Raw genomic sequence first — 13646 nt, forward strand, 5'->3', positions numbered from 1 at the left:
GGTAACCCGCGTCGGCCTTTTCGCGGCCACAGACCGCTCCTACGGAATTTTGGGTCTCTCCCGTAGGAGCGGTCATCGGCCGCGAAGGGCTCGCCGCATGCTCAGCGGCGAACTATATTCCCTGATAGCGATCTGATGGCTGCCGCGGCGTGGCTAGCGCTCGCTAGGTTTGACCGCACCCGTGTAAACTGTGCGGGCTTTCCCCAACCCCTTTTCTACTCCGGAGTCGTCCATGTCCCGCGTTACCCTGAGTCGCTACTTGATCGAGCAGACCCGCAGCAACAACACGCCGGCCGATCTGCGCTTCCTGATCGAAGTGGTGGCGCGCGCGTGCAAAGAGATCAGCCATGCGGTGTCCAAGGGCGCCCTGGGTGGCGTGCTTGGCAGCATGGGCACCGAAAACGTCCAAGGTGAAGTGCAGAAGAAGCTGGACGTACTGTCCAACGACATCCTGCTCGAAGCCAACGAATGGGGCGGCCACCTGGCCGGCATGGCGTCCGAAGAAATGGACAACGCCTACCAGATTCCCGGCCAGTACCCCAAGGGCGCCTACCTGCTGGTATTCGACCCCCTCGACGGCTCCTCCAACATCGACGTCAACGTTTCGGTCGGCACCATCTTCTCGGTACTGCGCTGCCCTACCGAGCACTTGAGCCAGAACGACAGCCTGAAGGAACAAGCCTTCCTGCAGCCAGGCACCGAGCAGGTCGCTGCCGGTTACGCCATCTATGGCCCGCAGACCATGCTCATTCTGACCCTGGGCAACGGCGTCAAGGGCTTCACCCTGGATCGTGAAATGGGCAGCTTCGTGTTGACCCACGAGAACATGCAGATTCCGGAAACCACCGCCGAGTTCGCCATCAACATGTCCAACAAGCGTCACTGGGAAGCCCCGGTGACCAAGTACGTGGACGAGCTGCTGGCCGGTGAAGAAGGCCCGTTGAAGAAGAACTACAACATGCGCTGGATCGCGTCCATGGTCGCCGACGTGCACCGTATCCTGACCCGCGGTGGCTTGTTCATGTATCCACGCGACAGCCGCGAGCCAGAGAAGCCAGGCAAGCTGCGCCTGATGTACGAAGCCAACCCGATGTCGTTCCTGGTAGAGCAGGCCGGTGGCGCTTCGACCGATGGCCGCCAGCGCATCATGGACATCAAGCCTGAGGGCCTGCACCAGCGTGTGGCCGTGTTCCTGGGCTCCAAGCAGGAAGTCGAGCGCGTCACCGGTTACCACACCGAGTAAACGCCGCACGGCTAGCAGTTTCTAGCAGAGGCCGTGCCCCCCTCTGTGGGAGCGGGCTCTGCCCGCGAAGAGAGCGGCGCGGTGTGTCAGGCAGATCGCGGTGAGGCCTTCGCGGGCAGAGCCCGCTCCCACACATTAAATACCGTGCCCCGCTACCAAAGGGGCTGCTTGCAATTGGAACCCGCGCGGTCTGCGCTCTTCTAAGCAGCACATCCCCTGTGTCTGCCGTTCAAGGAGAGCCCCCATGTCGTTGCGCACCTTCGCCTTGCTGCCTTTATGCCTGTCGCTGATGATCGCTGGCTGCAGCAACTCCCCCGACGCCAGCATGGCGCCACGCACCGTCGACAGCGTAGACCTGCAGCGTTACCAGGGCACCTGGTACGAAGTGGCCAGGCTGCCCATGTTCTTCCAGCGCAACTGCGCCCAATCCGAAGCCCATTACACCCTGCAGGCCGACGGCAACATCGGCGTGCTCAACCGCTGCCGCACCGAGGCTGGCAAGTGGCAGGAAGCCAACGGCACCGCTTCGCCGCAGGTCCCGGGCAAGACCGACAAGCTGTGGGTGGTGTTCGACAACTGGTTCTCCAGAATGGCCCCTGGCCTGGCCAAGGGCGACTACTGGGTACTGGACGTGGACGACAGCTACCAGCACGCGCTGGTCGGCAGCCCGAACCGCAAGTACCTGTGGCTGCTGTCGCGTACACCCCAGGTTTCCACCGCAGTGCGCGAGCGGATGCTGGCCAAAGCACGCCAGCAGGGCTATGACACCACGCGCCTGATCTGGCGCGCGGCGGATGCCGATATCGGCAAGTGATGGCGCATCCCGGCTCGCGCCCGGCCCGTGCAGAGTTGTCCGGGCGCGAGTCGCGTTACTGCCCAGGCGCGAGTCGCGTTACAATGTCACTCGCTGTGCCCCACGAATCAATCAAGGAATTCCCGTGCCGACTCCGCCCGTTGTCCCTGCGCTGGCTGCCCAGATGGGCGAAAGTCCGGCGCCCTTGTATGCCCGCGTCAAACAGATGATCGCGGTGCAGATCCTCAACGGTACCTGGCCACCGCACTACCGGGTGCCCTCGGAAAGCGAGCTGGTCAACCAGTTGGGCTTCAGCCGGATGACCATCAACCGCGCCTTGCGCGAGTTGACGGCCGAAGGCCTGTTGGTGCGCATGCAGGGCGTGGGGACTTTCGTGGCCGAGCCGAAAAGCCAGTCGGCGCTGTTCGAAGTGCACAACGTTGCCGACGAGATTGCCGCCCGCGGCCATCGTCACAGCAGCCGCCTGGTGCTGCTGGAAGAAGAGGCGGCCGGTGCGGAACGTGCCCTGATCCTGAGCATGCGCGAAGGCCAGCGGGTGTTTCATTCGATCATTGTCCACTACGAAAACGACATCCCGGTGCAGATCGAGGACCGCTACGTCAACGCCCAGATCGCCCCACAATACCTGCAACAGGACTTCGTCGAAGAGACGCCGTATGCCTACCTGACCCGCGTGGCTCCGCTGACCGCCGGCGAGCACTTGGTGGAAGCCATGCTGGCCAACCCCAGCGAGTGCGAACTGCTGCAGATCGAGCGCGGCGAACCCTGCCTGCTGATCCTGCGGCGCACCTGGTCGGGCAAGACGCCGGTCACGGCGGCGCGCTTGATCCACCCCGGTTCGCGCCATCGGCTGGAAGGGCGCTTCACCAAATAGGCCTGCCTGCGGCACAAATACGCCAATCTGCCACACGTCGCGCAGAACAATGGCTCATCGCGCGGTCACAGCCATAGACCGCCGTGACCCATGGCCCATGTGGAGCAGGACCCGATGAAACTGAACAAGACCCTCCTGGCAACGAGCCTTTCCCTGGGCTTGCTGGCCGCTGCCGGTAACAGCCAAGCCGCCGGGTGGTGCGAATCGGGCAAACCGGTGAAATTCGCCGGCCTGAACTGGGAGAGCGGCATGCTGCTCACCGACCTGCTGCAGTTCGTGCTGGAACACGGCTACGACTGCAAGACCGACAGCCTGCCAGGCAACTCCATCACTATGGAGAGCGCCCTGGGCAGCAACGACATCCAGGTGTTCGCCGAGGAATGGGTCGGTCGCAGCGAGGTCTGGAACAAGGCCGAACAGGCGGGCAAGGTGGTGGGAGTCGGCGCACCGATCACCGGCGCTGTGGAAGGCTGGTACGTGCCGCGCTATGTGATCGAAGGCGACACCAAGCGCGGCCTCGACGCCAAGGCGCCCGACCTCAAGGCCATTGCCGACCTGGGTAAATACGCCCAGGTGTTCAAGGATCAGGAAGAACCGAACAAGGGGCGTTTCTACAATTGCCCCGCCGGCTGGACCTGCGAGCTGGAAAACAGCGAGATGCTCAAAAGCTACGGCCTGCTGGACAGCTACACCAATTTCCGTCCGGGTACAGGGCCCGCCCTCGATGCGGCGGTACTGTCGAGCTACAAGCGGGGCGAACCGATCCTGTTCTATTACTGGTCACCAACGCCTCTGCTGGGCCAGGTCGACGTTGTCAAGCTGGCGGAAAAACCCGGCGTGGACAAGACCATCAGCATCAAGGTCGGCCTGTCCAAGGCCTTTCACGATGGTGCGCCGGAATTGCTCGGCGTGTTCGAAAAGGTCAACCTGCCTATCGATCTGCTCAACCAGAACCTGGCGCGCATGAGCCGCGAGCGTATCGAGTCGCCCAAGCTGGCGCGCCTGTTCCTCAAGGAGCATCCGGACGTCTGGAAGCCATGGGTCAGCGAAGCGGCCGCCACCAAGATCGAAGCAGCGCTTTGATGCGGTCCTTGGCATCGAGAAAGTCCCCAGCATCGAGAGCGCCCCATGTTTCCTGAAAGCTTCACCTTCTCCATCGCCAACTGGGTCAATGACGGCGTCGATGCGCTGGTGACCCGCTACGGCGATGTCTTCCGGCAGATTTCCGACACCCTGCTGTGGGCCATCGTCAACCTGGAAAGCCTGCTGCGCATGACGCCCTGGTGGTTGATGCTGGCGATTGTTGGCGGTATCGCCTGGCATGCATCGCGCAAGTGGCTGACCACTGCGGTCATCGTCGGCCTGTTGTTTCTGGTCGGCGCGGTGGGGCTGTGGGACAAGCTCATGCAGACCTTGGCATTGATGCTGGTTGCCACGCTGATTTCCGTGGTGATCGCCATTCCCCTGGGTATTCTGGCCGCGCGCAGCGACCGGCTGCGTGCAGTGCTGATGCCGCTGCTCGATATCATGCAGACCATGCCCAGCTTCGTGTACCTGATCCCGGTACTGATGCTGTTTGGCCTGGGCAAGGTGCCGGCCATCTTCGCTACCGTGATCTACGCGGCGCCGCCGCTGATACGCCTGACCGACCTGGGCATTCGCCAGGTCGATCGCGAGGTCATGGAAGCGATCAACGCCTTCGGTGCCAACCGCTGGCAGCAACTGTTCGGTGTGCAACTGCCACTGGCCCTGCCGAGCATCATGGCCGGTATCAACCAGACCACCATGATGGCGCTGTCGATGGTAGTGATTGCCTCGATGATCGGTGCCCGTGGTCTTGGCGAAGACGTACTGGTGGGCATCCAGACCCTGAACGTGGGCAAGGGCCTTGAGGCCGGGTTGGCAATCGTCATTCTAGCGGTCGTGATCGACCGCATCACCCAGGCCTATGGTCGCCCCCGTCACGAGGCAGGCCGATGAACGCGCCGAAGATCGAAGTGCGCAATGTCTACAAGGTGTTCGGCAAGCGCGAGAAAGAAGCGCTCGCGCTGAGTCAGCAAGGGCAAAGCAAGGAGCAGGTGCTGGCCGCTACCGGCTGCGTGGTCGGGGTCGACGACCTGTCGTTGTCGATCGCTGCAGGCGAGGTTTTCGTCATCATGGGGTTGTCCGGGTCGGGCAAGTCGACCCTGGTGCGTCATTTCAACCGACTGGTAGATCCTTCCAGTGGCCAGATACTGGTGGATGGCGAGGATATCCTGCGTTACGACATGCCGGCGCTGCGCGCATTTCGCCGACGCAAGATCAGCATGGTGTTCCAGAGCTTCGGCCTGTTGCCGCACAAAAGCGTGCTGGACAACGTCGCCTATGGCCTCAAGGTGCGAGGCGAAAGCAAGGCGCTGTGTGAGGAGCGCGCGCAGCACTGGGTCGAAGCGGTGGGCCTCAACGGCTACGAACGTGCCTACCCGCAGCAGCTCTCCGGCGGCATGCGCCAGCGCGTGGGCCTGGCGCGGGCATTGGCGGCGGATACCGACATCATTCTCATGGACGAGGCGTTCAGTGCCCTGGACCCCTTGATCCGCGCGGAGATGCAGGACCAATTGCTGGAACTGCAGACACGTCTGCACAAGACCATCGTATTCATTACCCACGACCTGGACGAAGCGCTTCGCCTGGGCAACCGGATTGCCATCCTCAAGGATGGACGCCTGATTCAGGCCGGTACCGCCAGGGAAATCCTGCACAACCCGGCCGACGACTACGTCGACCGGTTCGTCCAGCGGCGCAGTGTCGCGATCTGAAGCTCTGCGCGGGGTGTTTTCGGAAACGTCCGACAGACGTTTCTGAATAACATCCCTTTCAGACTTTTCTGATTGTAGTCCCGCAATACCCTGCCTAGCGTGCAGGCATTCGCCTCGAACAAGGAATGCCTGCATGCCCGTCACCAAGCACTATCTCAGCCATGAAGCGATACACAAGGCGCTGCGCATTGCCGACCTGACCGACGCCTGCGAGCCGCCCCATGCCGTGCGCCTGCTGGTCAGGGACCTGCTCGCCGGCCTGGTGCGACGAGGCTGGCCCCTGGCCGAGGTGCACAAGGGACCGCGGATCATCTCTGCCGTGGAAAACTTCCAGCTGTGCGGCGACGACCCCCAGGTGACGGATGAAGTGGGTAACCACAGCTGCTGGGTCGATGACGAACTGTTGCTGCGCACCCAGACCAGCAGCGCGATCATCACCGGCCTGCAAGCGGCGGCGGCGCGTCGGGCACCAGGCGAAACCATCATGCTCGCTGCACCGGGGATCACCTTTCGTCGCGACATCCGCGATCGCTGGCATTGCGCCGAGCCGCACCAGATGGACATCTGGGTGCTGGGCGACGCCGCACTGGGCAATCGTCAGGAGCTGCTGCGGCTGGTCGGTGATGTGCTGGACATCGCCGTGCCGGGGCGAATGTGGGGGCACAGCTGCGGAGCCTGCGGTTTTACCCGCGATGGCCTCAACGTCAGTCTGGTAACTCGCCAGGCACCGGTGGACATCCTCGCCTGCGGCTGCATCTGCCCGGCGTTCCTGCAGCGTCTGGATGTCGATCCCCAGGCCCATGGCGGATTGGTCCTGCGCCTGGGGTTGGATCGCCTGGCGATGCTGCGCAAAGGTGTTCCGGACATCCGCCTGCTGCGCGATGGCCATCCCCAGGTGCAGGCGCAGATGGGCGACCTCAAGGCCTGGCAACCGCTGTACCGCCAGCCGGCGATCAGCCGTGACCTGTCGCTGGCGGTGGCACCGGGGTTGGGCATCGAGGACATCACCGAGCAGGTCCTGCAGGTGGCCGGCTACCGCGCCAGCTGGATCGAGGAGCTGCACATACGCGGCTGCTGGCCGTTCGAGGAATTGCCTTCGCTGACCATCAAGCGCCTGGGCATCGTTCGCGGCCAGCACAACCTGGTGCTGCAGGTGGTGCTGCGCGACCACGCCCAATCCCTGACTGCGCAGCAGGCCGACGGCCTGTACCGCGACATCCGCACGGCCCTGCACCAGGGCGTGCCGGGTGGCGCCTATCTGGTAGGGGAACGCTTGTGAAACCCTGCAATGGATAGGGAGAATGCGCCGAGCAGTCATTCGGGTTTATGATGGCCAAAGGCAGAGACCCAATATCCAACGGAGCGCACGATGCAAACCCTGTACCCGCAGATCAAACCCTACGCCAGGCATGATCTGGCCGTGGAAGAGCCGCACGTGCTGTATGTCGACGAAAGCGGCTCGCCCAAGGGCTTGCCGGTGCTGTTCATCCACGGCGGCCCAGGTTCCGGGTGCGACGCGCAGAGCCGTTGCTACTTCGATCCCAACGTCTATCGCATCGTGACCTTCGACCAGCGCGGCTGCGGCCGTTCCACGCCCCATGCCAGCATCGAGAACAACACCACCTGGCGGCTGGTGGCAGACATGGAGCGCATTCGCGAACATCTGGGCATCGACAAGTGGGTGCTGTTCGGCGGTTCCTGGGGCTCCACGCTGGCCCTGGCCTATGCCCAGACCCATCCCGAGCGGGTGCATGGCCTGATCCTGCGCGGGATCTTCCTCTGCCGCCCACAGGAAATCGAATGGTTCTACCAGGCCGGCGCCAGCCGCCTGTTCCCCGATTATTGGCAGGACTACATCGCGCCGATTCCGCTCGATGAGCGCGGCAACCTGTTGCAGGCCTTCCACAAGCGTCTTACCGGCAATGACCAGATTGCCCAGATGCATGCGGCCAAGGCGTGGTCCACCTGGGAAGGGCGTACCGCGACCCTGCGGCCCAACCCACTGGTGGTCGATCGCTTCTCCGAGCCGCAGCGTGCGCTGTCGATCGCACGCATCGAAACTCACTACTTCGTCAACAATGCCTTCCTCGAGCCGGACCAGTTGATCCGCGACATGCCACGCATCGCCCACCTGCCAGCGGTCATCGTGCACGGCCGCTACGACGTGATCTGCCCGCTGGACAACGCCTGGGCGCTGCATCAGGCCTGGCCCAACAGCGAGCTGCAAGTGATTCGCGACGCCGGCCATGCCGCCTCGGAGCCGGGCATTACCGACGCCCTGGTGCGTGCCGCCGAGCAGATGGCGCGGCGTCTGCTGGACCTGCCACTGGAAGAGGCGTGAAGGGGCTGCTGCAGCGGGTCAGCCAGGCCCGCGTCGAGGTGGCCGGGCAAACCATCGGGGCGATCGACCGAGGCCTGCTGGTGCTGGTCGCGGTCGAGCCGGACGACACCGCCGCCAGCGCCGACAAGCTCTTGCACAAGCTGCTCAACTATCGAGTGTTCAGCGATGAGCAAGGCAAGATGAACCTGTCGCTGAAGGATATTGGCGGCGGCCTGCTGCTGGTGTCGCAATTCACCTTGGCGGCGGACACCCGCAGCGGTCTGCGCGCAGGCTTCTCCACTGCGGCCGTGCCGGCCCTGGCACAGGCGCTGTTCGAGCACCTCGTCGAGGCTGCAAAAAAAGCGCATCCACAGGTTCAGGTCGGGCAATTCGGTGCCGATATGCAGGTAAGCCTGACCAACGACGGGCCTGTAACCTTCTTGTTACAAATTTAGTGGCCTATTGCTGGCGAGTTTGCGGTCGTCGACCGCTCTCCACAGCATAAATACTTGAGCTACCCTGATGCGTTGTGACGCGACGTACTAGATAATCGCGCGCCAGGGGGCCACGTTTCGCTACCCGGTATGTCCAGTTTGAAGCGTGTCCGGCTCCGCTTGGGGAATCATTAAGCCCTTTTGGAGTCGGAACAGTGCTCGCCAACCCGGCGCAAGACTGCTGGCCGTTGGTTTTTCGATATGTTTTCGGCGAGGGTTGCTCGTGATTGTTAGTCCTTTAAATGCTTCAAGAACACCCCGCACTCGGTTGCGCAATGCGATGCTGGCCGGGTCTGCACTGTTCTGCCTGTTCAGCGCCAGCCAACTCTGGGCCTTCAGCCTGGATGATGTTGCCGGACGCGCCAAGGAGCTCGCCGGTCAGAAATTCGAAACTCCGCGCAGCAATCTGCCCAAAGAGTTTCGCGACATGAAGTTTGCGGACTACCAGAAGATCCGTTTCCGCAATGAAAACGCCGAATGGGCCGACGCCAAGACCCCGTTCAAGCTGTCCTTCTATCATCAGGGCATGCACTTCGACACCCCGGTGAAGATCAACGAAGTCACCGCTACCACCGTCAACGAAATCAAGTACGACCCAGCGCGTTTCGATTTCGGCGACCTGCAGTTCGATCCCAAATCCACCGATCAGTTGGGCTACGCCGGTTTCCGCGTATTGTTCCCGATCAACAAGGCGGACAAGCAGGACGAAATCATGACCATGCTGGGCGCGAGCTATTTCCGCGTCATCGGCAAAAATCAGGTCTATGGTCTGTCGGCCCGCGGCCTGGCCCTGGATACGGCACTGCCGTCGGGTGAAGAGTTCCCACGGTTCCGCGAGTTCTGGGTCGAACGGCCGAACGAAGGCGACAAGCAGTTGGTGATTTTCGCCCTGCTGGATTCGCCGCGTTCCACCGGTGCCTACAAATTGACTTTGCGTCCGGGCAAGGACACCACTGTCGACGTCGAGTCGCGTGTGTTCCTGCGTGACCGTGTCAGCCGCCTGGGCATTGCGCCGCTGACCAGCATGTTCCTGTTCGGCTCGAACCAGCCGTCGCGTGTGCAGAACTACCGTCATGAGTTGCACGACTCCACCGGCCTGTCCATCCATGCCGGCAACGGTGAGTGGCTGTGGCGCCCGCTGAACAATCCCAAGCACCTGGCCGTGAGCAGCTTCACCGTCGAGAACCCGCGTGGTTTCGGTCTGCTGCAGCGTGGCCGCGAGTTCTCCCGTTACGAAGACCTCGACGACCGCTACGACAAGCGTCCGAGCGCCTGGATCGAGCCGAAGGGTGATTGGGGCAAAGGTACCGTCGACCTGGTTGAAATTCCGACCGCCGACGAAACCAACGACAACATCGTGGCGTTCTGGAACCCGGAAAAGATCCCGGAGCCAGGCCAGGCACTGGAGCATAACTACCGCCTGCACTGGACCACGGACGAAGACGAGTTTCATTCGCCTGACGTTGCCTGGGTCAATCAGACCCTGCGCTCGACCGGTGACGTGAAGCAGTCCAACCTGATTCGTCAGGCCGATGGCAGCATTGCCTTCCTGATCGACTACGAAGGTCCGGTGCTGGCCGCTCTGCCTGAAGACGCCGCCGTTCGCAGTCAGGTCAGCGTCGATGACAACGCCGAACTGGTCGAGAACAACGTTCGCTACAACCCGGAAACCAAAGGCTGGCGTTTGACCCTGCGGGTCAAGGTCAAGGATCCGAACAAGGCCGTGGAAATGCGGGCGGCGCTGGTCAAGGATCTGCCGGTGGAGCCTGTCAAGGCAGCCGAGCCGGTCGAAGACAAGGCTGCGCACAAGCATGACAAGGCACACGGCAAGGCCGACAAGGCTGCCGAGGTTGCCCAGGCACCTGCCGCGCCTGAAGCCGCTCCTGTCACACCTACCGAACCGGTCAAGACCGAACAGGTCCTGACTGAAACCTGGAGCTACCAGTTGCCCGCCGATGACTAATTCTCCAGCTCGGCCAGAATCGCTAGGCGAATATCTGGCTCATTTGCCCCTGGGGGACGCGCAGCGCGCAGAACTTGCCGACTGCACGTCCTTCACCGAACTGCACGAGCGCCTTTCCGGGCGCCCGGCGCACGATGCCGTGCTCGGCGCACAGAACTCGGTCGAGCAGCGCCTGCGGCTGGGCTCGGCTGCCGAACTGGAAGAGGCCGAGATGCTTGGCGTCGACGCCAGCGGCCGCCTGCAGCTCAAGGCCACGCCACCGATCAACCGCACGCTGGTGATCCCGGAACCGTGGCGCACCAACGTGCTGGTTCGGGTATGGCGCAAGCTGACCGGCAAGGCCAGCAAACCCGAGCCCACCAGCGACAAGCGTGTGCTGCCCAAGGCGCGTTGGCGCTGGGTCGGCTCGATGCGTCGCTACATCCTGCTGGTGCTGATGCTGGGCCAGACCATCGTCGCCGGTTGGTACATGAAAGGCATCATGCCGTACCAGGGCTGGGGCATGGTCGACCTCGACGAAGTGGTTCGCCAGCCGATCATGCAAACCGCCACTCAGGTTCTGCCGTACTTCCTGCAGACCAGCATCCTGATCCTCTTCGGGATCCTGTTCTGCTGGGTATCGGCGGGGTTCTGGACGGCATTGATGGGCTTCCTCGAACTGCTCACCGGTCGCGACAAGTACCGCATCTCCGGTGCCAGCGCGGGCAACGAGCCGATCGAGGCAGGCGCGCGTACCGCGCTGGTCATGCCGATCTGCAACGAAGACGTGACACGCGTCTTCGCCGGTCTGCGCGCCACGTTCGAATCGGTCAAGGCCACCGGTGACCTGGATCGTTTCGACTTCTTCGTGCTCAGCGACACCAACGACCCCGACATCGCGGTTGCCGAGCAACAGGCGTGGTTGGAAGTGTGCCGCGAAGCCGGTGGTTTCGGGCATATCTTCTACCGTCGTCGTCGCCGTCGGGTCAAACGCAAGAGCGGCAACCTCGACGACTTCTGCCGCCGCTGGGGCAGCGAATACCGCTACATGGTGGTACTCGACGCCGACAGCGTGATGAGTGGCGAATGCCTGACCAGTCTGGTTCGCTTGATGGAAGCGACGCCGGATGCGGGCATCATCCAGACCGCGCCGAAGGCTTCGGGCATGGACACCCTGTATGCGCGCATGCAGCAGTTCGCTACCCGCGTGTACGGTCCGCTGTTCACCGCCGGCCTGCATTTCTGGCAGTTGGGCGAATCGCACTACTGGGGGCACAACGCGATCATTCGCATGAAGCCCTTCATCGAGCACTGCGCCCTGGCGCCGTTGCCGGGCAAAGGTGCGTTCGCCGGTGCGATTCTTTCCCACGACTTCGTCGAGGCGGCACTGATGCGTCGCGCCGGCTGGGGCGTGTGGATTGCCTATGACCTGCCGGGCAGCTATGAAGAACTGCCGCCCAACCTGCTCGACGAGCTCAAGCGCGATCGCCGCTGGTGCCACGGCAACCTGATGAACTTCCGCCTGTTCCTGGTCAAGGGCATGCACCCGGTTCACCGGGCGGTATTCCTGACCGGCGTGATGTCGTACCTGTCGGCACCGTTGTGGTTCTTCTTCCTGGTGCTGTCCACCGCGCTGCTGGCGGTGAACACGCTGATGGAACCGACCTACTTCCTGGCGCCGCGTCAGCTGTACCCGCTATGGCCGCAATGGCATCCGGACAAGGCGGTGGCGCTGTTCTCCACCACCATCGTGCTGCTGTTCCTGCCCAAGCTGCTGAGCATCATCCTGATCTGGGCCAAGGGCGCGAAAGAATACGGCGGCCGGTTCAAGGTCACCCTGTCGATGCTGCTGGAGATGCTGTTCTCCATGCTGCTGGCGCCGGTGCGCATGCTGTTCCATACCCGCTTCGTGCTTGCCGCATTTCTGGGCTGGGCCGCGACCTGGAACTCGCCGCAGCGTGACGACGACTCCACGCCGTGGAGCGAGGCGATCAAGCGTCATGGCTCGCAGACGCTGCTGGGCGCGGCCTGGGCTGCCCTGGTGATCTGGCTGAACCCCAGCTTCCTGTGGTGGCTGACGCCGATCGTGGGTTCGCTGATGCTGTCGATCCCGGTGTCGGTGATCTCCAGTCGGACCAATCTGGGCATGCAGGCACGCGATGAAAAGCTGTTCCTGATTCCCGAGGAGTACGACACGCCGCAGGAGCTGCTGTCCACCGATCGCTACACCCAGGCGAACCGTGATAACGCGCTCAAGGATGGGTTCGTGCGCGCCGTCGTCGATCCGCGCCAGAATGCCTTGGCCTACGGCCTTGGCACGGCGCGGCACGGCAAGGCTGCGCCGATCGAAAGCATGCGCGCGCAGTGGGTGCATCAGGCACTGGAGGGTGGCCCGCAGAAGCTAGACAACAGCACGCGCATGTCGCTGCTCAGTGATCCGGTAGCGATCTCGCGTCTGCACGAGCATGTCTGGGCCGATCAGAACGTCGCGTGGCTGGAAGCGTGGCGTCAGTCCAAGCAGGCGGAACGGCAGTCGCCGACTGTGCCAACGCTGGATACCGCCTCGGCGGCAGGCTTGCAGAACGCCTGACGGTGTTGGCCTCATTCGCGGGCAGAGCCCGCTCCCACAGAAGTGCTTTTGCTACTTGTGGGAGCGGGCTCTGCCCGCGAAGCCTTCACCTCGATATTCCTGCCATGCTCCCCAACAGTGCCACCTGGCACACACAGGCATGCTGCAGTTCTTTGTAGGAGCGGTCAGCGGCCGCGAACGCCGCACCACGGTTCTTCCGCCATGCCCTCCAATAGTGCCACCTGGCACCCACAGGCATGCTGCAGTCCCTTGTAGGAGCGGTCAGCGGCCGCGAACGCTGCACCACGATTCATCCGCCATGCCCTCCAACAGTGCCACCTGGCACCCACAGGCATGCTGCAGTCCCTTGTAGGAGCGGTCAGCGGCCGCGAACGCCGCACCACGGTTCATCCGCTATGCCCCCCAACAATGCCACCTGGCACCCACAGGCATGCTGCAGTCCCTTGTAGGAGCGGTCAGCGGCCGCGGACGCCGCACCACGGTTCATCCGCCATGCCCTCCAACAGTGCCACCTGGCACTCATTTCATCGCCAAACTTTGTTCAACCCCCTGTTTGAGTTAGGATCGCACC

General features: G+C 63.0%; 11 protein-coding genes. All 11 read left to right on the plus strand.

Going from position 1 to position 13646, the window contains the following annotated elements; genetic code table 11:
- Window positions 1–232: 232 nt before the first annotated feature.
- The 11 genes from IFT57_RS15215 (at window position 233) to mdoH (ending at window position 13075) form a co-directional block, all read left to right on the plus strand.
- The gene (locus IFT57_RS15215; protein ID WP_122480474.1) at window positions 233–1243 is read left to right on the plus strand and encodes a class 1 fructose-bisphosphatase; all 1011 of its coding nucleotides are present in this window, start codon (window positions 233–235) and stop codon (window positions 1241–1243) included.
- Window positions 1244–1532: 289 nt separating this feature from the next.
- The gene (locus tag IFT57_RS15220) at window positions 1533–2057 is read left to right on the plus strand and encodes a lipocalin family protein (RefSeq protein ID WP_446731205.1); all 525 of its coding nucleotides are present in this window, start codon (window positions 1533–1535) and stop codon (window positions 2055–2057) included.
- Window positions 2058–2220: 163 nt separating this feature from the next.
- Complete coding sequence (gene hutC, locus IFT57_RS15225; protein ID WP_192048256.1) at window positions 2221–2931, plus strand: histidine utilization repressor; 711 nt, start codon at window positions 2221–2223, stop codon at window positions 2929–2931.
- Between the two features lie 114 nt (window positions 2932–3045).
- On the plus strand, window positions 3046–4014 hold the full coding sequence (locus IFT57_RS15230) for an ABC transporter substrate-binding protein (protein ID WP_192151935.1): 969 nt from the start codon (window positions 3046–3048) through the stop codon (window positions 4012–4014).
- A gap of 45 nt (window positions 4015–4059) precedes the next feature.
- Window positions 4060–4911, plus strand: coding sequence for an ABC transporter permease (locus IFT57_RS15235; RefSeq protein WP_122480470.1), 852 nt, complete (start codon window positions 4060–4062; stop codon window positions 4909–4911).
- Window positions 4908–5729, plus strand: coding sequence for a quaternary amine ABC transporter ATP-binding protein (locus tag IFT57_RS15240; protein ID WP_122714537.1), 822 nt, complete (start codon window positions 4908–4910; stop codon window positions 5727–5729). The genes IFT57_RS15235 and IFT57_RS15240 overlap by 4 nt, the downstream gene beginning before the upstream one ends.
- Before the next feature lie 133 nt (window positions 5730–5862).
- On the plus strand, window positions 5863–7008 hold the full coding sequence (gene srmL / locus IFT57_RS15245) for a PheS-related mystery ligase SrmL (protein ID WP_192151936.1): 1146 nt from the start codon (window positions 5863–5865) through the stop codon (window positions 7006–7008).
- A 90-nt stretch (window positions 7009–7098) separates the two neighbouring features.
- Window positions 7099–8070 carry a prolyl aminopeptidase gene (gene pip / locus IFT57_RS15250; RefSeq protein ID WP_122480467.1) on the plus strand — a complete coding sequence of 324 codons (972 nt, stop codon included), beginning with the start codon at window positions 7099–7101 and terminating at the stop codon, window positions 8068–8070.
- On the plus strand, window positions 8067–8504 hold the full coding sequence (dtd, locus tag IFT57_RS15255) for a D-aminoacyl-tRNA deacylase (protein WP_192151937.1): 438 nt from the start codon (window positions 8067–8069) through the stop codon (window positions 8502–8504). Before pip ends, dtd begins: the two co-directional genes overlap by 4 nt.
- Window positions 8505–8766: 262 nt before the next feature.
- Window positions 8767–10506, plus strand: a complete 1740-nt coding sequence (locus tag IFT57_RS15260; RefSeq protein ID WP_342030361.1) for a glucan biosynthesis protein G — start codon at window positions 8767–8769, stop codon at window positions 10504–10506.
- Window positions 10499–13075 (plus strand): glucans biosynthesis glucosyltransferase MdoH, encoded by a 2577-nt coding sequence (mdoH, locus tag IFT57_RS15265; protein ID WP_192151939.1) that lies wholly within the window; start codon window positions 10499–10501, stop codon window positions 13073–13075. The genes IFT57_RS15260 and mdoH overlap by 8 nt, the downstream gene beginning before the upstream one ends.
- Window positions 13076–13646 lie beyond the last annotated feature (571 nt).

It is taken from the genome of Pseudomonas sp. CFBP 13719 (assembly GCF_014842095.1).
Classification (GTDB): domain Bacteria; phylum Pseudomonadota; class Gammaproteobacteria; order Pseudomonadales; family Pseudomonadaceae; genus Aquipseudomonas.